At 47.7% G+C, this 25,310-nt stretch carries 21 protein-coding genes; 7 read left to right on the top strand and 14 right to left on the bottom strand.

Annotated elements, in window-relative coordinates:
• The first annotated feature begins 710 nt into the window (after positions 1-710).
• On the top strand, positions 711-1,337 hold the full coding sequence (locus AWQ24_RS15575; protein WP_012305603.1) for a DUF4360 domain-containing protein: 627 nt from the start codon (positions 711-713) through the stop codon (positions 1,335-1,337).
• Between the two features lie 1,065 nt (positions 1,338-2,402).
• Here the strand turns inward: AWQ24_RS15575 and AWQ24_RS15565 are convergent.
• Together AWQ24_RS15565 and AWQ24_RS15560 are read right to left on the bottom strand one after the other, a co-directional pair.
• Entirely contained in the window at positions 2,403-2,978 is a 576-nt protein-coding gene (locus tag AWQ24_RS15565; protein WP_065717559.1) for a DUF4126 domain-containing protein, read from the bottom strand.
• A 118-nt stretch (positions 2,979-3,096) separates the two neighbouring features.
• Positions 3,097-5,295 carry an amino acid permease gene (locus AWQ24_RS15560; protein WP_065717558.1) on the bottom strand — a complete coding sequence of 733 codons (2,199 nt, stop codon included), beginning with the start codon at positions 5,293-5,295 and terminating at the stop codon, positions 3,097-3,099.
• A gap of 414 nt (positions 5,296-5,709) precedes the next feature.
• On the opposite strand from AWQ24_RS15560, the gene AWQ24_RS15555 reads away from it, so the two are divergent.
• A complete protein-coding gene (locus AWQ24_RS15555; protein WP_065717557.1) occupies positions 5,710-6,330 on the top strand; it encodes a hypothetical protein in 621 nt (206 codons plus the stop codon).
• 47 nt (positions 6,331-6,377) lie between these two features.
• Here AWQ24_RS15555 and AWQ24_RS15550 read toward each other — a convergent pair whose 3' ends face one another.
• From AWQ24_RS15550 to AWQ24_RS15500, 11 genes are all read right to left on the bottom strand, one after another.
• A complete protein-coding gene (locus AWQ24_RS15550; protein ID WP_065717556.1) occupies positions 6,378-7,238 on the bottom strand; it encodes an NAD(P)H-binding protein in 861 nt (286 codons plus the stop codon).
• Positions 7,239-7,345: 107 nt separating this feature from the next.
• A complete protein-coding gene (locus AWQ24_RS15545) occupies positions 7,346-8,359 on the bottom strand; it encodes an AraC family transcriptional regulator (protein ID WP_065717555.1) in 1,014 nt (337 codons plus the stop codon).
• A gap of 17 nt (positions 8,360-8,376) precedes the next feature.
• Positions 8,377-9,108, bottom strand: coding sequence for a DUF4386 domain-containing protein (locus AWQ24_RS15540; protein WP_065717554.1), 732 nt, complete (start codon positions 9,106-9,108; stop codon positions 8,377-8,379).
• Between the two features lie 266 nt (positions 9,109-9,374).
• Positions 9,375-9,824: a GFA family protein gene (locus AWQ24_RS15535; protein WP_065717553.1), complete on the bottom strand. Its 450-nt coding sequence runs from the start codon at positions 9,822-9,824 to the stop codon at positions 9,375-9,377.
• A 175-nt stretch (positions 9,825-9,999) separates the two neighbouring features.
• The gene (locus AWQ24_RS15530; RefSeq protein ID WP_065717552.1) at positions 10,000-10,788 is read right to left on the bottom strand and encodes a zinc ribbon domain-containing protein; all 789 of its coding nucleotides are present in this window, start codon (positions 10,786-10,788) and stop codon (positions 10,000-10,002) included.
• Entirely contained in the window at positions 10,782-13,046 is a 2,265-nt protein-coding gene (locus tag AWQ24_RS15525; RefSeq protein WP_065717551.1) for a hypothetical protein, read from the bottom strand. The genes AWQ24_RS15530 and AWQ24_RS15525 overlap by 7 nt, the downstream gene beginning before the upstream one ends.
• 2 nt (positions 13,047-13,048) lie before the next feature.
• Positions 13,049-14,101 carry a two-component regulator propeller domain-containing protein gene (locus AWQ24_RS15520; protein ID WP_065717550.1) on the bottom strand — a complete coding sequence of 351 codons (1,053 nt, stop codon included), beginning with the start codon at positions 14,099-14,101 and terminating at the stop codon, positions 13,049-13,051.
• Positions 14,088-14,744 (bottom strand): ABC transporter ATP-binding protein, encoded by a 657-nt coding sequence (locus AWQ24_RS15515; protein ID WP_065717549.1) that lies wholly within the window; start codon positions 14,742-14,744, stop codon positions 14,088-14,090. The genes AWQ24_RS15520 and AWQ24_RS15515 overlap by 14 nt, the downstream gene beginning before the upstream one ends.
• Positions 14,741-16,333, bottom strand: coding sequence for an iron ABC transporter permease (locus AWQ24_RS15510; RefSeq protein ID WP_065717548.1), 1,593 nt, complete (start codon positions 16,331-16,333; stop codon positions 14,741-14,743). Before AWQ24_RS15510 ends, AWQ24_RS15515 begins: the two co-directional genes overlap by 4 nt.
• Positions 16,333-17,337 carry an extracellular solute-binding protein gene (locus tag AWQ24_RS15505; RefSeq protein ID WP_232318919.1) on the bottom strand — a complete coding sequence of 335 codons (1,005 nt, stop codon included), beginning with the start codon at positions 17,335-17,337 and terminating at the stop codon, positions 16,333-16,335. The genes AWQ24_RS15510 and AWQ24_RS15505 overlap by 1 nt, the downstream gene beginning before the upstream one ends.
• Positions 17,338-17,575: 238 nt before the next feature.
• Positions 17,576-19,402: a hypothetical protein gene (locus AWQ24_RS15500; RefSeq protein ID WP_065717546.1), complete on the bottom strand. Its 1,827-nt coding sequence runs from the start codon at positions 19,400-19,402 to the stop codon at positions 17,576-17,578.
• Positions 19,403-19,947: 545 nt separating this feature from the next.
• Between AWQ24_RS15500 and AWQ24_RS15495 the strand changes: the two genes are divergently transcribed.
• Complete coding sequence (locus AWQ24_RS15495) at positions 19,948-20,856, top strand: zinc ribbon domain-containing protein (RefSeq protein ID WP_065717545.1); 909 nt, start codon at positions 19,948-19,950, stop codon at positions 20,854-20,856.
• A gap of 3 nt (positions 20,857-20,859) precedes the next feature.
• On the opposite strand, the gene AWQ24_RS15490 is transcribed toward AWQ24_RS15495, so the two are convergent.
• A complete protein-coding gene (locus AWQ24_RS15490; protein ID WP_065711860.1) occupies positions 20,860-21,621 on the bottom strand; it encodes a hypothetical protein in 762 nt (253 codons plus the stop codon).
• A gap of 376 nt (positions 21,622-21,997) precedes the next feature.
• Here AWQ24_RS15490 and AWQ24_RS15485 point away from each other — a divergent pair, with 376 nt between their 5' ends.
• From AWQ24_RS15485 to AWQ24_RS15995, 4 genes are all read left to right on the top strand, one after another.
• Positions 21,998-22,273 carry a hypothetical protein gene (locus AWQ24_RS15485; RefSeq protein ID WP_065717544.1) on the top strand — a complete coding sequence of 92 codons (276 nt, stop codon included), beginning with the start codon at positions 21,998-22,000 and terminating at the stop codon, positions 22,271-22,273.
• A 250-nt stretch (positions 22,274-22,523) separates the two neighbouring features.
• Positions 22,524-23,264: an SH3 domain-containing protein gene (locus AWQ24_RS15480; protein ID WP_083993604.1), complete on the top strand. Its 741-nt coding sequence runs from the start codon at positions 22,524-22,526 to the stop codon at positions 23,262-23,264.
• 209 nt (positions 23,265-23,473) lie between these two features.
• Positions 23,474-24,826 (top strand): cytochrome P450, encoded by a 1,353-nt coding sequence (locus AWQ24_RS15475; protein ID WP_065717542.1) that lies wholly within the window; start codon positions 23,474-23,476, stop codon positions 24,824-24,826.
• 71 nt (positions 24,827-24,897) lie between these two features.
• On the top strand, positions 24,898-25,071 hold the full coding sequence (locus AWQ24_RS15995) for a DUF433 domain-containing protein (protein ID WP_397428281.1): 174 nt from the start codon (positions 24,898-24,900) through the stop codon (positions 25,069-25,071).
• The last annotated feature ends 239 nt before the right edge of the window (positions 25,072-25,310 follow it).

Below are 25,310 nucleotides of genomic sequence, written 5' to 3'. Positions count from 1 at the left end.
ATAATGATCGATTGGACAAAAACAGCTATCGTGGCGATCGCCGGTCTGGCGGGCTCCGGAAAAACCCAGTGTCTCCGGCAGCAATTCCAGGGGAAAACGGTGCCTGTTACCTATTAGTGTTTGCTTGGAATAATGCTGGCAAAGCCCCCCTTGCTTCCCCAGGCTAGGAAAATCCCCTAAATACTAAGTCAATGCAGTCTCGTCCCTCACATGAAGAGATTTAGGGTAGCGACTCAATAGCATTTGATGCCGTTTAGGTATCCTCTCAGATTTAATGGAATATTCCTTCTGAATTAGTGCTATTCCTAGAGTTTGCTGAAATATTGGCTAATTAATTAAAACTCAGGTATCGGGAGATTCTTAATTGGCTTATTAATATCTCTGAAAAAAAGAGAGGTACCTAGTTGGGATTTAGATGCAAAAAAATATTAATTTTGAGCGATTCTGAAAATAGCGCCTGGATCGACTAAAAATCTTGAATTTTGTTCCCGTAAAATAAATCTAAAAATTGGAAACAATTGATAACCAATCTAGTCAAATATCCTAACACAATCTGCAATACCTCTTCAAAAAAGAAAGCATTAATACACCATCACCAGTTAATAAATAGCTGCGTCAAATCTTTTGGCGAACTTTTGACTTTCTTGAAATCTAGAACTTTAAATCTAGAAAAACGAATTGGAAACTGCATCATTAATGGGGTAATTGAAATGAAGTTAGAACACGCTTTTTTAGGTCTATTGGCTGCTTCGGGTATAGTCACTGCGAATGTTCAAGCCGTCAAGGCAGAAGAAGGGTTTGCCTTTAAACGTGTACCAGTCATTGTAAATGGTAGTGGCTGTCCTCCTGGCAGTGCTTTTGGGATTGTGAATGGGAATTCGGTTTCAATTATTTTTAGTGAAATGTATACCGAAGCGGCCCGACGGGAATTTAAACGGGCTTCTTGCAACATTCGTATGAAGCTCGATGTTCCTAGCGGTTACACAGTACAACCGGTGAATCTCCGCTATTTAGGCTATGCCAATATTCCTAATGTATCGGGGGCACGTAGTACGCTGAATACTTTTGCGAGTTTCGGTGCAAGTGGCGGGTGGGTTGATCGCAGCAACTTTGGCCCAGGCTTTCAAAGCGATTTTGAACGTAATGTCGATATTGCCCTTTCAGCGGTCAATGCTTGCACTCGACCGGTTACAACAAACTTTGGTATTAACACTAACATTAGCGCTTGGGGACCCCGTTCCGGTGATGAAGTTACTTCTATGGGCATTGATACGGTGGATGTGACTTTAGAGGATGTCATTTACCGTATTGAGTTTGGCTTTATTCCTTGTTCTTAAGTAACATCTGGCTTTTGTTGTGCTAGTGCTTTTTGCTTACGCAATTAGGTGAAACCTAAAAGGTAATGATGGGTTTGTTGCGGTCTATCTCAATACACCATCAAAAATGTGGACATAGCCACTTAGTTTTCTCCAGGTGTGTATTTAATCACATTAAACTGCTGTGGAATTTTATCCATCACTAAAATTCATCATTACCCCTTTAGTACTACCCAAATGTTCTCTACCCCGCGATGGTAGATTTCATTGAGCACTGATAACTAGAATTTGGCTCCCTCGCCCCCGGTAGCATTGCCTCAGAACCTCTGCGAATCTTCTACTCTGATTTTGCTACCGTTTCCTCACTTCTTTCAATGGATAAAGTCGAGCTAAGAGAACTGTGTCGTTGAAATGACCCAGCCATAGGTTACAACTGCCAACAGGATTAACCCGTAAACGAATTCCTTTTGCTGACTAAACCACCCCTGCAGCATATTCTTGAAATTGTGTAGGCTGCGGCGTCGCTCATTTCCGAATTCTCGTATTAGTCTGGTCACCTTTGCATTAACTTCTTGTAATGAAATTTCACCCTGTTGATACCTTGCTTCCAGGGCGTCTAGCTTGCGCCAGTATTCTTGGGTGGCATTGAGGAGATTAGGAAACATGAGTACGTAAACCAGTAGCTATCAGTAAAGGCGATCGCCGTGAATATTGAGTAAGTTTTAGTCTTCACGGCGAAGATTGTCATCCTCGATTTTTTATGGGGCACTGACGCTATCACCTTGATTGTATTGTAACGCAATGTTAATTTTCTTGCGTTATGACTTGACAATCTGGCAAGTATACAAATTTCGCAAGCATAAATAAAAAGAAAACACGAAGAGACCGCCAAACCTACAATAAATAGTTGCTCCTGCCAAAACAGGCTCCGTAAGGATTCACTGCAACCTTTTCAAAGACTGGGCCTTGATGACCAATGGCAGTCAGGTCATTTAACAGCTTGGGCACATTATCAGAAATATTGTCTGGTCAAAAATTGCAAGATTGTTTCCCTCAGCAATCTCATAATCAATTGCTCTGAGATCACTAAGATCTAGATTTTCGAACAAAAACACGAAATAGTCGCTGTAGCGCAACTCCCAGAACCCCAACAACAATCGCTATTGCCAGGAACGGCACAAATAGTGCCAGTAAAGATAAAACTCCAGCACTAAGAGCCTCGACCGTTGACACCACTGGATTAGCAATGCCGCCAGTCGCCGTAGTTGAAGCGCCTCGCGTTACCGCCGTAAAAGTTTCAATGGTACCGGCAGTACTTCCACCTGCAAGAATTGCTAAAGTCCATTGGAGTAACGGTTCCAGTTCAGTTAGCTGCCCCAGGCTGGCAGAAGTTAAAAGAGTACCAACAGCGATCGCCAAAGGAATCTCAATCCCATCTAATAAATTGTCAACAACAGGAATGTAGTAAGCAAGTATTTCAACGATCGTCGCTATTCCAAAAGCAAAAAAGGCTGGGTAAGTTCCCAACCAGACAAAATCTTCACCGAGGGATAGATCGCCGAAGATCGCCATCCCACTGAGCATTAGCGGGGGAATGAAAATACGAAAGCCAGCAGCAGCACTGAGAGTAACGCCAATACAAAGAGCTAAAATAATATCCATGGGTAGCGAGAGCTGCGGAACACCCTTATTGTGAACGACCTAATGCCCATTACAGAGTCATGAAGTGCAGATTTTTTTGATACAGCAGGATTTGAAGTTGGATCGAAAAAAATAAGTACTACTTTTTTAGGACTTCAGCAAAGGCGAAGCTTGGTGCAGCAAGAACCAACATTGTAGATGGTAGATCATGGATTCTCTCTTCAATGGAGGCATAGTAATCACAAAAATTCTCGTTCGGTTCTGCGATACCGAGGATGACTTGATCTGCATTACGCGAAGACTCAGACAAAATCTCATCAAATGATCGACCTTCTGCCACCAAGATACAAATCTCTGCATCAATGCGAAGCGTTTGCACCAGGACATTAATATTTTGTTTGGCAGTTGCTGCGGCTGATTGATCCGGCACCACTAGCTTCAAATAAATTTGAGCGCTACGCCATTCCATACTATCCCGTAGTAGTTCTGCCAAGATCATCATGAGTGCACCATTCGCGTGCAAACCTCCCCACCAAACATCAATTTGATGATGCTGCTTACTTTCGGGCTGAGATTTCTCTCGATAGATAATCACATTACGCTCAGCGCGATGCAGTGCATGGATAAGCTGACAATAGCTACTGCGATTTTCGGGAGTTTCATTATTACCAAGGAGGACTGTATCAGGCACGATGGGGCCAAGGCCATAAATTTCAACAAGCCGCTCCACGCCCACAAATGGATCTTGGGCGGTCAAGACCCTGACCAATGCTTGTATATTTCGCTCTTGCAGATAATCATTAATGCTCTTTTCCATTTGCTGCTGCTGACGGATACTTCGAGAATCCATCGGCAAAATACTTGCAATGGTAAACAGGCCCCGATTGCGATTTAACCCATCTGCTAATTCGATTAATCCCCAACGCCGCGTTGGTGCACCGGAAAGGACTAACATATGGGGCCGCCATGTTCTCGGATCGGGGTGATGACCCAGTTGAAATAGGCTTGTTCTCAACAGCATCATCCAAATACCGCGACGGGCATCTCCCCAAGTACTCTTTAATTCCCGTCGCTGAATCCACAGAAAAATCATCGCAACAATTAACCCAGCAACGATGGTCGCCACTGGATTAATTAAAAACATAACCGCTAAACATCCAAGAGCCCCAAGCAGTGAGAAAGACCAATGTACTGCAAATAAAGGGCGAAAAGAGGGACTATCAAGAAATCCTTCAACGCCAGCGGCAATGTTGAGTACTAGGTAGGTTGTGAGAAAAAACATACTCAGCACTGGTGCGATTAAGTTTAAATCACCCACCATGACCGCTACTGTGACGATCCCTAAGGTGATCGCCGTGCCGATGCGTGGTTCGTTATTAGGACCACTGCCTTTGCCTAGGAAGCTTAGCCATCGCGGTAAGACGCGGTCCCTTGCCAAGGCTTGCAAAATCCGGGGGGCCCCTAAAATGCTACCGATAGCACTCGATAATGTCGCTCCCCAAATGCCTAACAGAATTGATGGCCCCCAAAAGGCGATCTGCTGCATAATTAGGGGATTTTCAACTAACGTATTGGCATCGGCTCGAGTGGCAAGAAAAAAAGGCAGAGCCATATAGATCAAATAACCAACGCCGACGGCTGCCAATGTACCTGTAGGAATTGCCTTTGTCGGTTCTTTGAGATCGCCGGACATATTAACCCCGGCCATAATTCCGGTCACGGCTGGGAAAAAGACGGCAAAAACTGTCCAGAAAGATTCGCCACCATCTGTACCCCAGGGTTCTAGCTGAGTTACTTCCAATGGTGAACCGAAAGCTAGGGAAACAAGCGATAAGGCGATGATCGCCATGATGAAGTACTGGGCTTTGATGGCAATTTCGGCTGAGGTAATTGCTAATACTGCCACAAGAATGGTGACAATTAGGGCAATGTAAGTCTGGTTGAAGGGGCCAAAGGCATTGACAACGCTTTCGGCAAATCCAATGGTATAGAGTGCAACTGACAAAGCCTGGGCAAAGTAGAGGGGAATCCCTACGGCTCCTCCGGTCTCGATGCCTAGGGAGCGGCTAATCATAAAATAAGCGCCACCAGTTCGCACGACCCGATCAGTGGCGATCGCACAAATTGATAACGTCGTCAGAAAGGTAATGCTCACAGCCATCGTGACAATAAGCCATGTGCCAAAAAGGCCGACATTGCCAACCACCCAACCAAAGCGGAGGTACATAATCACCCCCAAAATAGTCAGCAGCGAAGGGGTAAAGACCCCACCGAACATACCTAGCCCTGCTTTGTCTGCTGGCGTCGTAACAGCGGTAGAGCTAGTTTTTAAAGGCATTTTAAAAAAGTTGATGAGTGTTGTTACTGGTAAAAATATACTGACTTTCAGCAATCCAAAATATGGATGAGGCTAAACGGCATTGTCAACTTAAGCCGTTTGACAAACACAAGCTCTAAAAAGCTTTCTACATGGAAAGTCCAGCAAAAACAGGAGAAAGCATTTTAGGGAAGCTACCCATATCCTAAAGGATACTGTGAACAATAACTATTTTCCCCACCATGGCTTGAAGACTGGCCTACGTCAAGCTTTCCCCTAGCCCCATCAAAGCTCTTTCACGACCTCCAGACAATTTTTTCTAGCACTCTATGCTGGGTGATTAGCATCAAACTGCTTCTCTTTACAGAGGTTGATTGGGGAGCAACTTGTTACCGTAAAGAAACGACTATTAGCCTGTAAGTGATTTGGGAGTTTATGCCGACTAATCCCTTCGATTCCAAAGCCCGCCAAAAAGATCTCCACGATTTCATTGAAACCCTCACTGCTAATACAGGGCAAAATTTGGCGGCGATCGCCAACAATCCTATTTTTAAAACAATTCAGAAAATTTTTGGTTTTGGTTGGCTAGCAGCAATTGTCGGAGATGTGGATGTAGCAATGGCTCAGGCTGAGATTCAGCGGTTAAAACAGGCTTATCCCAACGAAAATTCAACCCAACTAACCCAGCGAGTTATCCAAGCAAAAAGTCTAGAAGCTGCCAAATTAGGATTTGTGGCCAATCTTTTGCCCCCTTTGGCCCTGGCATTATTTGGCTGGGAGTTGGCAAGTATGACAAGACTCCAGGCGGAGATGGTTTATCAAATTTCTGGCCTCCATGGGCTGAATCTCCAGGATCCCCGTCGTCGGGCAGAAATTCTGGCAATTTTTGGCTTGTCCCTCGGCGGCAATGGTCTCAAAACAGGCCTAAGTTTTCTCGAAATGATTCCCCTGGTGGGTACAGTGGTCGGGGTTTCGAGCAACAGCCTGATGATGTATTCCCTAGGGTTAGTGGCCGACCAGTTTTATCGGTTTAAACAGGACGCACAAAAATATTGATAACAATTTCTAACTTCCGCGTCCTGCCTCAAACTTCTCGTGCCTTCCTACACGGTCACTGGTTGCCATAGGCCGGTGGCAGCAACCTCGCTAGCATAATCAGCAAAATCCTTGGGTGAACGTCCTAAGGCACGCTGAATGCCATCGGTGAGATAGGCATTGCGGCCATCAAGCACAGTGTTAAAAAGATAGTCCAGCATCCAAACCACTTCTTTGGGGGCGCCAGATTCTTTGATACCAGCCACAAAAGCATCGTGGGGAACTGGCACATAGGTAATCTCACAGCCGCTGGCATTTGACAACTCAGCCGCAATATCAGCAAAGGTCATTAAGCGAGGGCCAGTGACTTCGTAAATTTCTCCGGCATGCCCCGTTTCTGTCAGGGCAGCAACAGCAACCTCGGCAATATCATCGACATCTACAAAAGGCTCAGAAATATCACCCGCTGGGAGGGTGATTTGTCCAGCCGTGACCATTTCGAGGAACGCACCCTCTGAGAAATTTTGATTAAACCAACTGGCTCGGATGATTGTCCAATCAAGACCACTCTCCTGCACAATCTGTTCACAGGCTTGGGCTTCGATTTCGCCTCGACCCGACAGGAGTACCAAGCGTTTAACACCATGACCTTTAGCGCGATCAACAAAAGCCTGAATAGCATCCGTCGCTCCCGGCATGGCTAGATCTGGCGCATAGTTGATGTAAACCGCTGCCACATTTTTAAGACAGACATCCCAGCTAGTTTCATGGTGCCAATCGAAGGCTGGTGTGGCTGAGCGTGAACCGATCCGGGTCGGTATGCCCTTTGCTTCTAGCGTAGTAACAATCCGTCGTCCTGTCTTGCCGGTGCCACCAAGGACAAGGGTTAATCCGTTTGAATTATGAGTTTGATGTTGAATAGTGTTCATGGTTTGCTTCCCTTTGTGGGTGAACTGTAAGCCCACTATAAAAAGCCCAACTAGGGAATTTCTTGACAGTTGCTGCCGAAATTTTGACTGAGTGCGCCAAGTTCGGCTTAATTTGGTTTGGTCTGGAGATTAAGACGGAAAGAACGTGGTGTCTGTCCAGCCCAGCGCTTAAAAGCTCGTGTAAAAGCACTTTGCTCAGAAAAGCCCGTCATGAAAGCGATTTCTGCTAGAGAATAATCAGTCTGCTGTAAAAGCCGTTCTGCCAACTGACGCCGTGACTCATCCACCAGCGTTTGGTAGGAGTAACCTAGCTCTGAGAGTCGTCGCTGTAAGGTGCGTCCGCTTATGGTGAAGTGCTCGGCAACATCAGAGATCGTTGGCACACCTTCACTCAGGCATCGAGAAACGTAAATACGCACCTGGTGTTCGAGGGAATGGGGCTCTGTTAGTTTAGAGAGTTCAGTCTCAAGATGGGTATCAAAAAATTGGGAAATACTTTTGTCGCCAAGCTGGTTGGGGGTTTGCAGCGACTCATTGGAAACTAATAATGCGTCTCGGTCTGCATCAAAGTGCATTGGACAGCCAAAATAGGCTTGATGTTCTCTGATGCGTTTAGGGGCTTGGTGCTTGAAGTAAACGGCTAGCGGTGTGAAGGGCTTGGTAGAGACTTGCCGGCTAATTGAGACAATACTGGCAATTGTCGCTTCATTGGAAAGTCGCATCCCCAGGCGGCGATCGCCCATTCGATGTAAGTGTATAAATGCGCCTTGGTCTATTCGCTCAACTGTATAGGTCGAAACGCTCGTCAGCACACGAGCATAACGTTCTGCCCGTTCATAGGAGCCGCCCAGATTTGTGGCTGACTTCCAGGCCAGGCCAAAAGCACCATAATCATCACAACGCATTGCCGCCCCCGCTCGCAGTGGCAAAGTTGTACCATTATTTTCGGCTATGGCAATCTTTTCTAGAAAGGAATAGTAATCCGTATCAGAAACCATCTGGGAGGGATCAGCGGCGCTATCTGGATCAATACCGAGCGATTTCAAGAGGTCATCTTTGTCGAGGGCATCTTCAACGACTCCGACAACTTTTCTAACGAACAATGAAGTAATCTGTCCCATTCAAAAAATATATTTTTTTATAGCAAACCAACACTTTCTGTCTTTTCTTGCCACTGTTTTGGATTCACTCCCTTAATCAGCAACCACAGACATAGGGAGAGTTCTGAAATAATCGTCACCAGATAAATCGGCGCGATAGCTTCGACGAAGTCCGGAAACAAAAACCGTGTATAACTCCCAATCAGATAAGTGACGCCCGCAGCCATGACTAAGTATCCAAGCACTCTGGGCATATATAGCGACTTGGCAATTAAGTAACCGAGAACGAGACAATGAACCCCAAACAGAATCAGGCCGAGATCATACCCATAACTGTGAAGATCAAGAAATAGTGATGAAAGTGAATTGAGTTGAGCGACATCGAATGCCGCAGTATAGCTTGAACCTTTCAAAAGAAGTATGGCTGCGTAATAATTGAGAAGACTAAGGGCAATTACTGCTGTCTGGGTCACTCGGAAACATAGGGCAATCAGAGCAAGTATTTTATTAATTGGCCGCAGAAGTACAAACAGTAATACAGCCACGGCCACATCACTCAGGCACATGATTGAGTCGGCTAGAAATCCAACCCGGAAAAGCGGCTCTGCTGCCATAATGTTGCTGGCAGTCGTCGCTGCATCTCCTGGAGCAATAAGTGGCGATCGCACAAATATTTCGCTAAAAAGTCCGAGAACGATGATGATCAGATACAACACCCCTACTGCCCGCGCGTAGATTTGTGGCGACGTCTTAAATGTTTGGTCTGCCATGACATATTTCCTCTTCGTGGGCTTTACTTTTTGGTTTTTATGGTTGAACTAGGGGGTACGCCGCACCTGCCACACAACAAACCAGGCTTATCAGGATATTACCGCAGACTTTCGTGATGCAACATGGCGATCGCCTCATCGGTAAATCACTTCCTCGCTATCTTCTCAGAGATTTTTGTATCTAATACGTCTGACACTTTGAATATCGATTAAGTATGGTGGGATTTATGTGTTGCACTGTACATTCCTCAATTTTGTAGCCGCTGCTATTTGTTGACGTATTCCTGGATTAACGCCGGATATTCCTCTGGAAGTGGGAGCTTTTTAAAACTACGCTTTGCACCTGTCGTAGCCCACTCTAGCTTCTCATCCGTATAGGTTTCCATAAATGGCTTGTAGTTTTGAGGGTGATCTAGCATCGTGGAGCGGACATTGACAAAATCATCCAAACCTTCAGGCCGTGTAAATAGCCAACTCATGCAATATCCACAAAAGTAATGACGCGTGTTCCCATGCATTCCACCAATAACAGGTACACCAGAGGTGACTGCAAAGGTAGCGCTCGGAAATAATGCGCTCAGGCTAAACGCACTTGCAGTCATTTTCTGACACCCCACACAATGACAAGCCATTGTAATCAATGGTTCTGACGTGACCTCAAATTTCACCTGTCCACAACGGCATTGACCTTTCACCTTACGAACTGCGGTATCCACAATAATTTTTCTCCAGATTTTCTTTACTTAAGAGTCGTCTAAAAAAATAGAGACTCCATCTTTAACAATATGACAGTACTTAAGAAGTAATAATGAATTGTAATGAATGATAGATGAGAGGATTTTCACCCTCTATCGTTAGGAGATGAGTCCTAGGGATGTGTAGAGACGAGAGTTAGTTTAAATTCAGACCGCAATGACTACAGAATTTTGCACCAGGGCGGGCTAGATGGCCACATTTCGGACAAGCTGAAGGATGCTCAATAGGTGCAGCAGCCACCGCAACAACGGCACCACAATGGGGACAAAAATGACTGTTTTGGGATAAAGGATGATGACATTGGGCACAGCGTCGATTTACGCTCGTCGGGGAAACGGGATGGTTAGGGGCGATCGCCGCTGGAACTTTTTGATCAACAGATTGAGTTCGCGTCATTGTCGCCAATTCCTCCAAGGGTAAGGGGCCATCCTCAACGGTGACATGACGACGCACAAGGCCACAGCTTGGGCACCGGGGCAGATCTTCAAACCAGCGGCTACGGCATTGGGGACATTGGGGCAGTTGTTCTGTGAGCGGGGGAAAGATCAGATCCCTTGAACCATCGGTATTTGTACGCCAATAACCCCGGTGCAGAAAATAATTTAACAAAGCTTTCCCTTGGTCGGGCCGCAGACTGAGTTCTACAGCGATCAAAAAAGCACCAATGGCCTGAAACTGATAATCCCGAATTAGGGTTGCAACACTATAGCCGCCTGGTAAAGGCTTAAATAAGCTAGCGGGTTGTTGCTGGGAAAAATCTGGAGGCGGTGAACCTGCTTTTACATAAGCCAAGAGATCCTGGGCTAAACCCGGTACCTGGGCCATGCGTTGGGTTGCATTCCAGAGTAACGACGTTGGTTGATAGCCTAAATTGGCGATCGCCGTTGCTAAGGGTAATAACGGATGTTCTTGTGGCGTTACCATACCTCTCGCCCCCAATCATCTTTAACTTTTAAAGCACCGGATTTAACAAGGTTATAAATTTGCTGCCGTTGCTGGGGATTTGCCTTACTGACAAAATCCATGAGCGTTTTCTCCCGTACCCAGGATTTTGGTGGTTGATTTTTTGGTGCTTGTTCTGCGCCCTCCTTCAGTTGATCCCAGACATCTTTAATGCTGGCTAACTCTTTCTTGTAGGCTTCTTTACTCAGGGCATTGCCTAAACGGTTACCAAAGGATTCGGCGTCATTTTCATTATATTGACCCGCATAAATCACTGGATCGGTGTCTGAGCCTGTATATTTTTGGGCATTAGTCGTTGCGGCGTGGCGGGCTGTGGGATTTTCCATGGGGTTATTCGGATCCCATTGTTGAGCGTGCTTCACTTCGTGGCCGATGGTGGCGATCGCCTGTTGAGGATTTTTATACATGTATGAGTCAGTGTTAAACACAACTCGCCCTGTATTTGGATCGAAGTGGGCATGAACCATATTGCCATTAGCATCCTTTAGGCCAGAACCGAAATCGACCTGTACCGGCCCTACTCCCAATTTATGGCCACATAAATTCGCAATGTATTGTAGGGTTTGCTGTTTGTCCGCATCAGAAAGCTGGTTCCAGCCCGATCTTGTCAATGGGCGGATCTCAGAATCACCCGTTAACGCCTCAAGACTATCAATGATCAAAGCCGTATCAACAATACCTTCAACATATTGATCATGATCTGCGCTTGGAACTGGGGTACTAAAAATCGTCGCCCAATCATCCCCAGAATCTCCCGTAATTTGAGAAATCGGAATGACAAATAGCGGATTATCTTTAAGGGTGACAAATTTTCCATCGGGCGTTACGTCCCAATTATTGCGATACACTTCCCGCGACCCAATCCATTGATTTACCCGTGGATCGACAGGAACCCAACTATTAGGATTATAAAAAGGTGCATTTGGCATCCCAGGTTGCTTCGGTACGCCTGGCCCTTGGCCCGGTGAAGCTGGAAAATTCTGTCCAGGTGGGATGTTCACATTGCGAACGGGATCATTTCGCGTGCCGCTTCCAGTAATGTTTTGTTGCCACGGTGGATTCTTCGCGTCGGGATAGTCCCGGAAAGGATCTTCTCTCGTACCCGTGCCGTAGATACCTTGCTTCCAAGGGGGATTGTTGACATCGGGGTAATCTCGATAGGGGTCATCCGGTGTGCCACTGCCGTAGATACCTTGCTTCCAAGGGGGATTATTGGCATCAGGATAGTCGCGAAAAGGATCATCCGGCGTGCCAGTGCCATAGATAACTGTGGGAATTGAAGGTAAATTACCTAAAATCCAGCCTGTCCAGAAACCGCCCGCAGCAGGAAAACCAAGGGTCGCTGTTGTGATAACGCAGGGGCCACTGGCTAACCAGCGATCTAGGCTACCACCTGCTTCTTGCCAACCACAGTCATCGGCGAGGACAGGAATGCCATGGGCGACGTAAAATCCTACCAAACTGAGCGATAGCAGTATTAAAGTCTGGGTCGATGGCGGTTGATTGTTCCTAAAGATCAAGACTAGAGCAATGGCGATCGCCCCGAGGAAAAGTAATTGGGGAATGCCACCAAAAAACCAGAAGCAAATGGCCGCAATGAGATAGCCCACCATGAGGCCAGCTAGGAGGGTTTGTAACGTGACCTGGGACAAAGCTGGGGGAGATTGATGGCGAAATAGACGATGGGCATCTTGCCAACCCAACTGAGCCGCAAGGCGCAGGAGATGTTGGGGTTCACAAACGGCGGCCAGGGCAAACAGAGCAATTTGGATACTCACCAGCAGATTCCCTAAAAAGGTACTAAAGGCGATCGCCACCGCCAGACCCACCCAGGGGAAAGGACTTTGAAATTGACTCGCTTGTTGGCCAACATCCACGCAGATTTGCGGCAGTTGACCGATCCCCTTGAGATAGTTACCCAGGGTGCCCCGAAATAGGTGACCCACCAAAATGCCACTAAATAGCCAAAATAATGTGCCGGGTACAAGCTGATCCGAGATCACCAAGACGGAACCGAGCCAAGGATTTGTGGTCGGATTAAACCCTTCGTTCACACCAACCAATAGGAAAGTATGCACCAGCCACATCACGCCACCGACGATAACCCCAACCACGATTTGGCGGGGTAATGCTTGCAGAAAAGCTTTTAAAAGCCAGCCCAGCAATTGCACCAGGGTTTTCGGTGCCCGTTGGCTTTGCCCATTAGAAGAAGCAGCCATGGTTATTGCTCCCCTAAATTGCGTAAATATTGGGCATCGAGTCGCGTAATGCCGTTACGGGTACCGAGCCAGAGATTACCAAATCGATCCTGTACCATTGCCTTTACCTCCTGATCCGCCAGACCATCGGCTTCCGTGAGAATGAGCCATCGTCCCTGGGAATCTAAGCGAGCTAAACCGTCATATTCAGAGCCAAACCACAGCACCCCGGTTTGATCTTGGTAGATGGAGCGGACTTTTTCTCCAGCAAGGCCATCTGCTTTGGTGAAAATTTGGGCGATCGCCCAACCAGTCGTGCTTCGTTCCAGGCGAGCGAGGCCACCACGATCAAAAAGACCCATGCCCACCCAGAGATGCCCTGTATCATCGCTAAATAGGCTTGTAATGTTATTATGGGCCAGCCCATTGGCCGTCGAAAAAAGTTGGCAGGATTTCTTAATACAGTGGCTTAACCCGCCTTTAGGAGCCACCGCCGAGCCAAACCACATTCCCCCCTCGGCATCTTGATGAATGACATTTACCATCCGATCCGGTAGTCCATCCGCCGGGGTTAAAAAGTGCCAATCCTTGTTTTCCTTGACCGCTGCTCCCTCCCAGGTGCCGATCCAAAGTTGACCCGCCCGATCCACATAGAGGGCATTAATTTGACCTTGAAAAAACGGCTTATCGGATTGATAGGGGTGGCACCCTTGGGCATCGACATAATTTAAACCGTTGCCATGGCCAATCCAGAGCACACCGTCGGGATCGATTGCTAGGGCACGGACGAATTGCAACGGGCGATCGCATTGGAGGGGTTCAACGGTATGGGGAGGTTGTAAAGCAATTTGAAAGACCCCTGCCTGACCCCCGGCCCAGAGATGATCACCTTGGATGACGAGGGCAGAAACTTCCTGGGGAGGACGAATAATTTCCCAGCCTGGTTGTTTGGGTTGTCCCTGCCAGCTTTGAAAGAGAGACAAAAGTTCCCAGATAAATAGGCCCACGGTACTGACAATTGCGCCAAAAAGCAGGTATTTCCAGAGTTTTAAGCTGTACGGTTCAGGATATTTCATCGGATTGCAGCTTTCCTTCCTTTAGCCAGAAAATTTTCTCGCTGAGATATTGGGCTTCGGTCGGGTCATGGGTGACATAAAGGGCACAGGCGGCAGTGAGATCGAGATATTCGCGGATGTAATGGAGCAGAGTCTGTTTAAGGGCGAGATCCAGGTTCGTCAGGGGTTCATCGAAAAGGACATAGGGGGGATGGGGCGCTAAAACCCTTGCCAAGGAAGCCCGTTTCGCTTCCCCCCCGGAAAGTTGGTAGGGATAGCGGTGGGCCAAGGAGGCGATCGCCAACCGTTCGAGGAGTTGTTGGATGCGTTGTTTTTTCACCGGGGCTGTGAGGTGGCCCAGGCCAAAGGCAATATTTTGGGAGATAGTCATGTGGGGCCAGAGAATCGGCGTTTGAAAGACAAACCCAATGTGGCGTAGGTGGGGGGCGAGGATTTGCGTTGAAGAACTGACCACCTGACCGGCGAGAGAAATGGTACCGCCATCGGGTTGTTCAAGGCCAGCAATTAGGCGTAACAGGGTGGTTTTGCCGCTCCCGGATGGCCCTAAAATCGCCACGGTTTGCCCTGGTTCCACTGTCAGAGCTAAATTATCCAGAATTTTAGCTGTCTGATAGGTTTTACTGAGATTTTCGACTTGGATCATGGTCTATCTCTCCCTCGGTAAATGGTGCCCCAACCCTGCAACCCCCAAGCCATCAGTCCACCAACCCCAAAGGCGATCGCCACCAACACCAGACATAGCACCGCCACCGATGCCGCCGCGCCGTAATGCAGATAGTTATAAATCCGGAGGGTGAGGGTGGAATATCCAGGGGGAATCACGATCAAAGTCGCGCCCAATTCACCGACACTGAGGGCAAAAACCAGACCCGCCGCCGCCAACAACCCCGGTAGGAGCAGTGGTAAACGCAACCAGAGCCAAATCCGCCACCGGGGGCCAACTTCCAAGCGGGTAGCCTCCCAGAGGGGTTGGTTTAATTGCTGTAATTGCGCTAGGAGCACCAAACTGGCGAAGGGGGTAAAGCGAGCGAGGTGGGCTAAAAATGGCATCAATGGTGTGCCGTAAATTTCCAGGGGAAGCGGGCGATTCCACAGATCAATCAGGCCAATCCCCACTAGGGGGGCGGGTAAAGCCAAGGCCCAAATGACTAGCCCCCAAGTCACTCTCCCCCAACGGTCATCACGGTTGAGAAGCTGGGCGATCGCCAAGGCTAGGGGTAAAGCGGCGATCGCCACTGTCAAACCCAGGCCAATGGTAAAAGTTATTTCCCCGGCAGCAGCTTGGATCGGGGTAAACCACTGGGATTCCTGAGCCGCCATGACCAGCAAATTGATGAGGGGCACCAAAATTTGCAGGGCAAAAAGACCAAGGGCTAGGTACTGGAGCCAGACGAACCACCAAGGCCAACGGGGGGGAATTTCCCAGAGATTTTCCTGGGGTGAGAGTTGCATTGTTTGCTGGAGGGGCAGTTGCAGGATGAAGATTATCCCCCAGGCGATCGCCAGGAGGGGCACCGCCAACAGAAACGCCCGGGCTGGTTCATTGCTGGTGCTGTATTCCGCGAAAATTTCCAGGGCATAGTTGCCAATGCCAAACAACGAAGGAAGGCTATAGTCCATCAAGCTCAACAGAAAAATCAAGCCAAAACTGGCCACAAAACTCGGTAACGCTAGGGGCAAAATAATTTGTCCCAACACCTGTAGATCCGGCACCAGGAGCCGCGCCGCCTCAATTGCTTCTCGACCCACCGCCGCCAAACCCAACCAGCTCAAACCCACCGCCAAGGGTAAAAACGCCATCACTTCCACCCAACCGCAACTCCACCATCCCTGGAGGGGGATTGTCCCAAAACCAAGGCTGCGTAAACCCCCATTCAACCCCAGACCCAACGCTGACCAACCGAAGGAATGGATATAGCTCGGCACAAATAGGAGCGGCAACAACCCCCACCGCCAGCGCCAAGCCCAGGCCGTCTGCCACAGGTAACAGGCAATCAGACCCCCCAATACCGTGCTCACTGTCCCTACGGCGATCGCCAATTGCAGACTATTTCCTAACAGTTGCCAGCGTCGTCCCGTCGGCACCAGTAGAGATAACCAAGCCCCATTCCCTTGGCCCAGTTCAACGATCACGCTGGCCATCAAGCTCAACAGCGGCCCAAAGACCATCACCAGAAACCCCCCCAACCCCAGGGTTGTCCATGGATTTAATCTGTGGCGATCGCCTTTCATTAGCGAATAAAAATTTCACTCAGGTCTTGCTTTGACGGTTCTAACTGCCCATAAATGGCATCTAAACCCACCGCCATTCCTTGGATACTTTGTCCTGCCAGACAACCGGACACCGCCGCCCCAGGATATAAAGGCAATTGGCTACCCCCCACGGCCATCAACCGTTGTTCCGTTTCTGGACTGACGAGAAAATTCACCAGTGCTTGCCCCTGGTCAGGATTCGGCCCATCCGCAATTACGGCCACTGTTCCCGTCAAGACAAACGTCCCCATTTCCCCAGGCCCCTGATCGGGAAACACCAGGGCCACCGGTGCCCCCTTTTCCACGGCGTTACAGGCATCATCGGTATCCGTCAGGCCAATGCTCACCTGACCATCGACCACCAGATCCCGCACCACCGAGTTCCCATCGACGACCTGCACATTTTTACGTTGGAAATCAGTAAAAAACGCCCGGGCTGGCTCTGGCCCCCAAACTGCATAGAGGGCGGCTGCATGGGTCGCTGTGGTGCCGAAAAAAGGATAGGCGATCGCCATTTCTGACCCAGGCCATTGATCGCTGGTGAGATCGGTTAAAGACTGGGGTGCCTCATCAATTGCTAAACGATCCGTATTAATCAGCAATACCCTTGCCCGTCCTCCCATTCCCGTCCAATAACCTTCGGGATCCCGGTACTGGGGTGGTAGCGCCGCAGCAACTGGCGGTTCATAGGGTACTAAAACTCCCTCTCCTTGCAACAGTAAGGTTTGGGCGAATTCTCCACTCCAAAACACATCCGCCTGGGGTCGCTCTTTTTCCCGCAAGAGACGCTGGGCTAAACCCGTGGTTTTTGTCGCCTCCACGTCATAGACGGGCAACACATCAATGCCCGTTGCCGCTGTAAATTCCGTCAAAATTGGTTCTGCGTAGGTGCGATCAACAGAGACATAAACGACAACTTTTTGCTGCTGATTTTCGGGTTGACAAGCAATAATTGCTCCAGCAAAAAATGTAGAAAAAACCAATATTTTGCAATACTTTTTAATGGATATCAACACTTTATTAACACCACCAAAAAATGAAAGTCTTTTAATATTTTTAGGCTAGCACCATGTCCAATTTGACAAATTAACTTAGCAACAAATCTCAACCCCAATCCTTAGAAATACTCAATGCCTTTAAAGCAGAGGTAATCTGTCCAGGTACAACTGCTTTACAACCAACAGAGAATCCTGGACAGAAATTATTTTTAATTTTTTGAAACTAGAAGGCAGTGATGTTTAAATTATCGTGATCCACTTGAATGTTGTAGCCTGTTGTTGTGCCCGCATGGGTCGTAAAAGTAAAATTGGGGGATTCGATACTGAGATCTTCAAACCACCAAGTCCGGTCTGTTTTTGCCCCTAGATAGGCCACGCCAATATCTACCCCTAACCAGGCTTTGACCTTCATGCCGGGGATGATATTCCAATTGGCTTGGTAGGTCGGTTCATAAATCCTGAAAAAAGAATTGTTGTTAAAAACGAGGGGTTGATAGGTTGCCGGAAACTGTTCAACGGTGTGGGTGCCATTGTTGGGGCCAACCACGGGCGGAAACTGGGCCAACATCTCCAGATCTTGACCAACCATATTCAGCTGAGAACCAAGGTGGAAAGTCGCGCCGACGATGCCGTAGTTTAAAGTTCCTCCAGTCACATCAGGGGACCACACTTCGCCGATGGAGAAACTTTGTCCTGGGGCAGGGGGTGTCATGTTGCCACCGGAACTTAGATAGTCCGTTAGGTCTACTCCAATACCTAGCTTTCTATTGTTGCCACAGCTCCACACTTCTAGGTCACACCTAACGCCGACGGTACCTTGAACTTCTGCAACGATTTCCTGTCCGCCAAAGATCTGATCACTGGGGATACCCGCTGCTTGGTAGGTGTTGGCATTGCCATCGATGGGCGTGAGATCAACAGTGGGGGAAAAAGCCGTTAGTTGATTATTCGCCACCTGAATTGTCCGGTCAACGGTTAGATCCAACTGGAGAGGAATCCTTAAACCCAAGCCATAACCAAGGCTGGCATAGGGTTCTGCATAGACACAAACATCACCAAAGAATAAATCGATGCAGTCGCCGATGCGGTGTCGCCATTCCCGCCCACTGCCCCAGGTAAAACCATTCACTAGGTAATGGGTTTCTGTGTGGCGATCGCCACGGGCCAATTGCGACAAATCCAGTTGGGGTCGAATGAGGGAAAAATTCGGCCGTTGATTATTGTCACGCGTTTCAAAGGGAAGATTCCGGTTTAAGGTCATTGACCCTTGGGGAATGGGTTGATAGAGATTGCTTGTTTCCAGGAAGCTAAAGTTAGGTTGTGTAAAGTCAGGATTGGGCTGCGCAAAGGGTACATCCAGTAAGGTTTTGTATTGAACTTTAGGCACCATGAGATAGGTTTCTTCGGTAATCCGGCCATTGTTGAGGGCCACCTGGAGCAGTTCGTCGTCTGGGAGAGCCCGCAGTTGGCTGAGGGTGTAGCCGTTAATGGGGCTAGTGTTCAGTTGATTGAGCCTACCTCTAATTTCCGTAATTTTGGTGCTGATGTTGTTCTGGGTTGGTGCAGGTTGCTGTAGGGTTCTGGGTTTGGTTTGGCGATTGAAACAAAGAATGCCGAGGTCGGTTAATGCTTCGCCCCGTTGGTCACAGGCAAGGGCACTACCTTGATATTCCAGCCGCTGCAAAATGATCAGCCGATCTGCAAAATCGTAGGCGGCGACGGTGAGCTGGGGATTAGGGTCAATGCCTTGGGTTCTGATGATGTTGGCCAATTGGGGCAGGGCACCGGGGGATTGAAGATAAGGTAAAAAATCAAGGGTCACCCCATCACTGGCCTGGAACTGTAATTCGTGGCGGCGGGCCTGGATATCCTGGAGATTTTGAAACTGGATAGTTCTTAGGTGGGGACGTTCTAGCAGATAGCTATTGAGAACATCCTGGGGGGATTCGCTCAAGCTTTGGGCGATCGTCAAATTATTGATAAACAGTACTGGGCAGGTAACGGCTAATAACTGCAAGCCAATACCTGCCGCTCGATGTTGTTTTTTCATGGAGCCGACCTCCGTCGCTAGAAAGTTCCCCTGCGGGTGAGGGAAACAGCTAAGTCCAGTAGCGCAGACCTGAAGTTATCGTCGAGAAAACCAGCAAACCAAATTTGAGTCAGTACCTAAGTAATTGATAACGCTTAAAATTTTTTCTGGCTCCACATCAATTATAGGTATTAATAATTGCTAAATGAATTAAATATTGAATTCTCTTCACATTATTTCGCGATTCAGTCCTTCGTTGAGAACTATTAAATAAAGTTGAATTTTATATTGCCTAAAGAATGAGTTTGTTAAATAAAAAAATCAATGCTTAATCATGTCTCTTAAAGCCTTTTGATACAATATAAATAAAGGGGATTTCCTAAAGAAAAGAAACTATTTTGTTGTTAAAAGCAAAGCTAGATCGGTTAGCTATCAAAAAACTAAAATCTTTCTAAAGAAACTCTTTTCTCTCAACCCCAAACTATTTATCTGAATATCATCCCTTACAGGAATTTTAATCAATTAAGGTTAGTTGTGCTTTTTTTGCTGCGTTTGGTCTAACTGCCATGACTACTCCCCATTTTTGTATGCAATGTGGTGCTGCCCTCAACCCAGGCGATCGCTTTTGTGAGGTGTGTGGCAGTGCAACAACGCCAGCTTATCCAGCGGCCCTTCCCCCAAGACCCCAGGCACCCCCACCCAATCGGTCAAACGGGAACTGGATTTTGGGTTTAGGCATTGTCGTAATCACCGGGCTAGGAATTTTCTTCCTGAAGGATCCGGCTCAGTTACTGAAATTTTTAGGACAACCCGAAGCCAATACACCCCAAACCCAACCCGTTGGGGAAAATCCACCGCCATCACCCACAACCCAAGCGGCCGTGACCCTCGATGATTTTGTGGGGGCTTGGATTCCGGCAGAAGGAAATCCAGGGGAAGAGACAGACACCCTCGTGCTCTACCGAGAAGGCGATAAAATTGTGGCGGACATTGAAGGCGATCGCCTCGAACTTTCTAATCTCACCAGTCGGACATTATCGGGTTATGTCTGGAGTGTCTATGAGGACGTGCCGACGCCCGTGGATGCCGAACTCAACGAAGATAAACAGCGCATTACTTTCACGGTCAGTCCTCCCAATAGCGAGCCAATGGTGGCCGTTGCCCAACGGGTACAACCTGGCTCCAGGAACTCTACCACAACACCAATTACCACACCTTCTACCCCAGAAATTACCGAGGCGATCGCCATTGAACAGGTGGCAAATTTAGCGGCTGTCAGCGAATGGCAAGCACTCGTGCGTACCGTTGCCCCCCAAAATAGCACCCACATCGAAATCGTCGAACAAACGCCCACCAATTATTTGATACACGTTTACGAAACCGTTAATAATCCTGGTGAACCCAGCCACACTGCGACCTACGGCTGGTACGAAGTGGATCGTCAAACAGGGATGGTCTTCGAGATGTTGCCTTAAAGCTTACCCTGGGGGAGAGTCCTGAATTGTAGTTTGGCTAAAATGCTCAAATAAATCGTAGGCGGCGGCCCGATAACGCCGAGGAATGGGAATGCGCAAGTTGTAATACTGCATCCCCGCCTGGGAAGGATAGCTCAGTTCAAAACACAGACAAGGGGCCTGGTTTTCGCTCGCCGGACGGAGACTCACCTGTTCTAATTGCAAGCCCAACTCTCCCCAATGGACAAAGTTACCGCGAAAATAAATGGCACTACTGGCGATCCACACCTCACCCAGGCGATGGCGATCGCGTTTAAACCGCAACCAAGGCAAACCATAGGCCAGCAAACTCACCAAGATAATCAGCCCCACCATGACGAGAAACACAATAAAACCTGCCTCCGGATCAAACAGCCAAAAGCCGCCGCCGATAAGCAATGCCCAACACGCAACGATGAAGACTAAGGGCAATTTTTCGTCAATTTGTTCTTGACGTTCTCTATCAAGGTACTGGGCCCATTCTTGCGGTTCGTAGGTCCAGTGGGCCAGGAGATTTGTCCCGGCAATGACCCGATCCAGAAGCACCGCATTGCGCCAAAATATCAAGAGTGTGACCAAAGCAGAGATGGCGAGAAACAGAGCGCCGAAAGTAATGGCAAAGCCCCCATCCATCCCATCAAGCTGAATCAGGGCGGGCAAAAACATTAAGGCGATCGCCCCAGCCAAAACAACACCAGCGCTGACCACTACAGGGTAGAGGGGATTGGGAATCGGTTGTGATTTCATTAGGCCGCCTATCAACCCAAAGAAGTTTTGTATTTTTGTAGACCAAAAGTTTTTTTGAATAGAGTATTTTGGCCTGTAACTTAACTTCTAATGCTAATCCTATTCTACTGAAATCTACAGAATGTAGATAAGCTCAAGGGTTGAAGGGATCCAATCGTTGCTCCATCCAACGATGTTATCTACGCATACAAACTTTGTATGCCTGCCAGATTGTCAAGCCTTAACGCAGCAAAATTAACATTGCGTTACAATGTGGCCAAGGCGAAAATATCAATACCCCATAAAAATCGAGAATCACGATCCTCGCTACGAGAATTGCAACTGACTCAATATTTACGGCGATCGCCTTTACTGACAGCTACTGGTTTACCGACTCATGTTTCCTAACCTCCTCAATGCCACCCAAGAATACTGGCGCAAGCTAGATGCCCTGGAAGCACGGTATCAACAGGGAGAAATTTCGCTACAAGAAGTTGATGCAGAAGTAGCCAGACTAATGCGAGAGTTAGGCGATGAGCGACGCCGCAGCCTACGTAGTTTTAAAAATATGCTGCAAGGGTGGTTTCGTGATCAAAAGGAATTCGTTTACGGATTGCTCCTAGTTGTCGTTGTTGTCTATGGCTGGGTCATTTCAACGACACAATTATCCTAAAGCGAATCCCGAAGTCCAAAGCGATATTTTGGATCCCATAGATGGCATTTAAAATAGAGTTATGAGTGCCACAAACCATCGGTTGTCTAGATTGATTTTTCTATGCGGCTGTCTATACGTTTTAGCGAGTTGTCATTATAGATTGCCCCAGGAAAACGCGTCCCCAAATTTAAAGCTCTCAGAAACAACCGAAACGTCTTCTAAGGAAATTATTAGGGGCCAAGCTGATTGGCAAACCCGTCTGCAAAAAATGGGTGCAAAAGCAGAAGATATTTACTACATCAAATTTTATAAAGATGCCGCTGGTCGAATGCATGGCAAAGTGACCAGAGATTATGGGGGCAGCGAGGTGGTTTTTGAACTGGGACTCATTTCCTGGGCACCAGAAACAGTACAGCTTGCAAGGCAAACCAAGCAGCAATTTGGTGATGTGATGGGGGCTCACTTTAACATCCATGGTCTACAAAAAAGGACATTCTTGGGAATCCAGAACTTTATGCAGATCCATCGTGGCTTTGCGCTCCATGCACCCATCTGGGGAGAAGGCCCTCTGCAACATAACGGCTTCATTGATCCCAATGGCCATGGCTGTGTTCGCGTGACAGAACACCAACGTCTCTATGATTTAGCGAAAAGCCTAGAGGTCTATTTGGCTTATGGCCAGGGTCTACCTATTTTGGTCGATTATTCCGTCTTCATCGACACTGACGCGGTTGTACCGTCAACGATCCAATCTCTCCTACCCGCTAATCTGCCAACCTGGTGTGCAATTAATGTTTCCGCAGATGGAGGTCTAGGCCGCGTTCGAGTAGAACCGTCTACCGATTCTATGATTGTCCAAGAACTCACGCGAGATGCGAAGGTAAGGGTTGAGGAAAAGGTGATGGGTGACAACGTCAATAATTCAACGGATTGGTATTTTGTTACCTTTACCCTCGGCGGCCCCCAGGCAGGTTATATTCATGCTTCACTGCTTGATTGCACCCGATAGAAGGACAGTTTTCTCAACACTGTATCTTGTGAGGGTGTTGCCATTGGAAATGAATTTATTTGAAGGTGCTGGTTAGGATACGGTTTGTAAAACCAATGAGGCCAATGAGGGCGGCAGATCTGCTGTCTTATCTGGAAATTTACAACCACAGGGCAATTTGTTACCTTACCTAATGGCTTGATAAATATACGACTCTTTGGCGATCGCCCATGACTTCCCCCAGTAAACTGCCCTTACCTCCCGGAAAATTCGGTTTGCCTGTAATTGGCGAAACCATTGAATTTTTCACAGACCGTAATTTTCAAAAAAAGCGATTAGAGAAGTATGGTGACGTTTTCAAAACAAATATTTTTACCAAACCCACGGTGGTAATGGTTGGGGCAGAGGCCAATGAGGTGTTGTTCCGCAACGAAAATAAATATGTCAAAGCAACCTGGCCAAAAAGTACCCGGATTCTCCTCGGTGCCGATTCCCTCGCTACCCAGGAAGGCGGTATTCATAGTTCCCGGCGGCGCATTATCTTTCAAGCATTTCAGCCCCGCGCCCTAGAAAGTTATATTCCCACCATCGAAAAAATCACCCAGCGTTATCTCACTCAATGGGAGCAAAAACAGGAATTTGCTTGGTACGACGAACTCCGCAAATACACATTTGACGTCGCCAGTACCTTATTTATCGGCAAAGATGGCGGTGCGGAAACGCCTTTAGCGAATCTATTTGAGGAATGGGTTAAAGGATTATTTTCCCTACCGATTAATCTTCCCTGGACGGCCTTCGGTAAGGCGATGAAGTGTCGGCGAAAACTGCTGCGTGAGCTAGAAATGATCATTGGCGATCGCCTGAAAACCTACGATGCCAATGCAGAACCCACCGATGCCCTTGACCTACTGATTCGGGCGAAGGATGAAGACGGTAATTCCCTTTCCATCGATGAACTGAAGGATCAAATCTTGCTCCTATTGTTTGCTGGTCACGAAACCCTTACTTCGTCTCTGGTGTCTTTTGGATTATTGGTCGGACAGCATCGCGACGTTTTTGAAAAAATCCGTGCGGAACAAGATGCGTTGGACATTGGCGATGGGTTGGATATGGCGGCGCTTCAACAGATGACGTATCTGGATCAAGTTTTCAAAGAAGTTTTACGTCTTGTCCCCCCAGTGGGTGGTGGTTTCCGGGAAGTAATCAACACCTTCGAGTACAAAAATTTCCAAATTCCTCAAGGTTGGGCGGTTCAGTATCAAATTGCCCAAACCCATAAGGACGAAGCCCTATATCCTGACCACGAAAAATTTGACCCGGAGCGTTTTTCACCGGAACGTCTGGCAGATAAACAGAAAAAGTTTGGCTTTATTCCCTTCGGCGGCGGTATGCGGGAATGTATTGGCAAAGAATTTGCCCGTCTAGAAGCAAAAATTTTGGCATCGATGCTTGCCCGTGATTATGACTGGGAGTTATTACCTGACCAAGACCTATCGATGCAAGTGATTCCGACGCCATTGCCGAAAGATGGTTTACAGATACGCTTTTATCGACGGAAAGAATCTTCATCAACAACGGCATAGTGCCATTCCCAAGAGAAACGAACGACCAAGACATCATCCCCTAGAGCTAGGTAAACACAGTAGTAAAGCCCGTGTCCGGGGCATGGGTATTACTGTCTTTGGCATCTGGCGTGACTCAACAAGAAATCCTTTACGATTTCCCCCACCTAACAGAACAAGATATTCTCGCTTGTCTTAGCCCTGCTGCTGACCGGGAACAAAGAACGATGACAATTGTGGTACGGAGCTACTTTTGCAAGATCTGACTAAGGCGATCGCCTCTTAATTTTTAGTGACTTTGCTTACACCTTACGCTTCAGAAAGATACCAAAACAAAATAAGCCTATTTTATTGAAAAAGATTTAAAGTAGTTTAAATGATGACTTATCAGTCAATTAATGCCTAGAAACCCTCCTAGAACGCCATTATCCTAAAAACCTTTGGGAACAGAGACAATATCTCCGAATTACCTAAAAGCCAACAAACTGCTTAAAGTAAGATCTCT

It is taken from the genome of Picosynechococcus sp. PCC 8807 (assembly GCF_001693295.1).
Lineage (GTDB): Bacteria > Cyanobacteriota > Cyanobacteriia > Cyanobacteriales > MRBY01 > MRBY01.
This window is presented reverse-complemented; position numbering and strand designations above follow the sequence as displayed.

What these genes read in the sequence shown, in the direction of transcription:
- AWQ24_RS15475 (WP_065717542.1), top strand. Translation starts at nt 23,474, where the DNA reads ATGACTTCCCCCAGTAAACTGCCCTTACCTCCCGGAAAATTCGGTTTG.
- AWQ24_RS15500 (WP_065717546.1), bottom strand. Translation starts at nt 19,402, where the DNA reads ATGAAAAAACAACATCGAGCGGCAGGTATTGGCTTGCAGTTATTAGCC.
- AWQ24_RS15530 (WP_065717552.1), bottom strand. Translation starts at nt 10,788, where the DNA reads ATGGTAACGCCACAAGAACATCCGTTATTACCCTTAGCAACGGCGATC.
- AWQ24_RS15540 (WP_065717554.1), bottom strand. Translation starts at nt 9,108, where the DNA reads ATGGCAGACCAAACATTTAAGACGTCGCCACAAATCTACGCGCGGGCA.
- AWQ24_RS15560 (WP_065717558.1), bottom strand. Translation starts at nt 5,295, where the DNA reads ATGCCTTTAAAAACTAGCTCTACCGCTGTTACGACGCCAGCAGACAAA.
- AWQ24_RS15485 (WP_065717544.1), top strand. Translation starts at nt 21,998, where the DNA reads ATGTTTCCTAACCTCCTCAATGCCACCCAAGAATACTGGCGCAAGCTA.
- AWQ24_RS15510 (WP_065717548.1), bottom strand. Translation starts at nt 16,333, where the DNA reads ATGAAAGGCGATCGCCACAGATTAAATCCATGGACAACCCTGGGGTTG.
- AWQ24_RS15545 (WP_065717555.1), bottom strand. Translation starts at nt 8,359, where the DNA reads ATGGGACAGATTACTTCATTGTTCGTTAGAAAAGTTGTCGGAGTCGTT.
- AWQ24_RS15575 (WP_012305603.1), top strand. Translation starts at nt 711, where the DNA reads ATGAAGTTAGAACACGCTTTTTTAGGTCTATTGGCTGCTTCGGGTATA.
- AWQ24_RS15515 (WP_065717549.1), bottom strand. Translation starts at nt 14,744, where the DNA reads ATGATCCAAGTCGAAAATCTCAGTAAAACCTATCAGACAGCTAAAATT.
- AWQ24_RS15525 (WP_065717551.1), bottom strand. Translation starts at nt 13,046, where the DNA reads ATGGCTGCTTCTTCTAATGGGCAAAGCCAACGGGCACCGAAAACCCTG.
- AWQ24_RS15520 (WP_065717550.1), bottom strand. Translation starts at nt 14,101, where the DNA reads ATGAAATATCCTGAACCGTACAGCTTAAAACTCTGGAAATACCTGCTT.
- AWQ24_RS15565 (WP_065717559.1), bottom strand. Translation starts at nt 2,978, where the DNA reads ATGGATATTATTTTAGCTCTTTGTATTGGCGTTACTCTCAGTGCTGCT.
- AWQ24_RS15495 (WP_065717545.1), top strand. Translation starts at nt 19,948, where the DNA reads ATGACTACTCCCCATTTTTGTATGCAATGTGGTGCTGCCCTCAACCCA.
- AWQ24_RS15550 (WP_065717556.1), bottom strand. Translation starts at nt 7,238, where the DNA reads ATGAACACTATTCAACATCAAACTCATAATTCAAACGGATTAACCCTT.
- AWQ24_RS15480 (WP_083993604.1), top strand. Translation starts at nt 22,524, where the DNA reads ATGGGTGCAAAAGCAGAAGATATTTACTACATCAAATTTTATAAAGAT.
- AWQ24_RS15555 (WP_065717557.1), top strand. Translation starts at nt 5,710, where the DNA reads ATGCCGACTAATCCCTTCGATTCCAAAGCCCGCCAAAAAGATCTCCAC.
- AWQ24_RS15490 (WP_065711860.1), bottom strand. Translation starts at nt 21,621, where the DNA reads ATGAAATCACAACCGATTCCCAATCCCCTCTACCCTGTAGTGGTCAGC.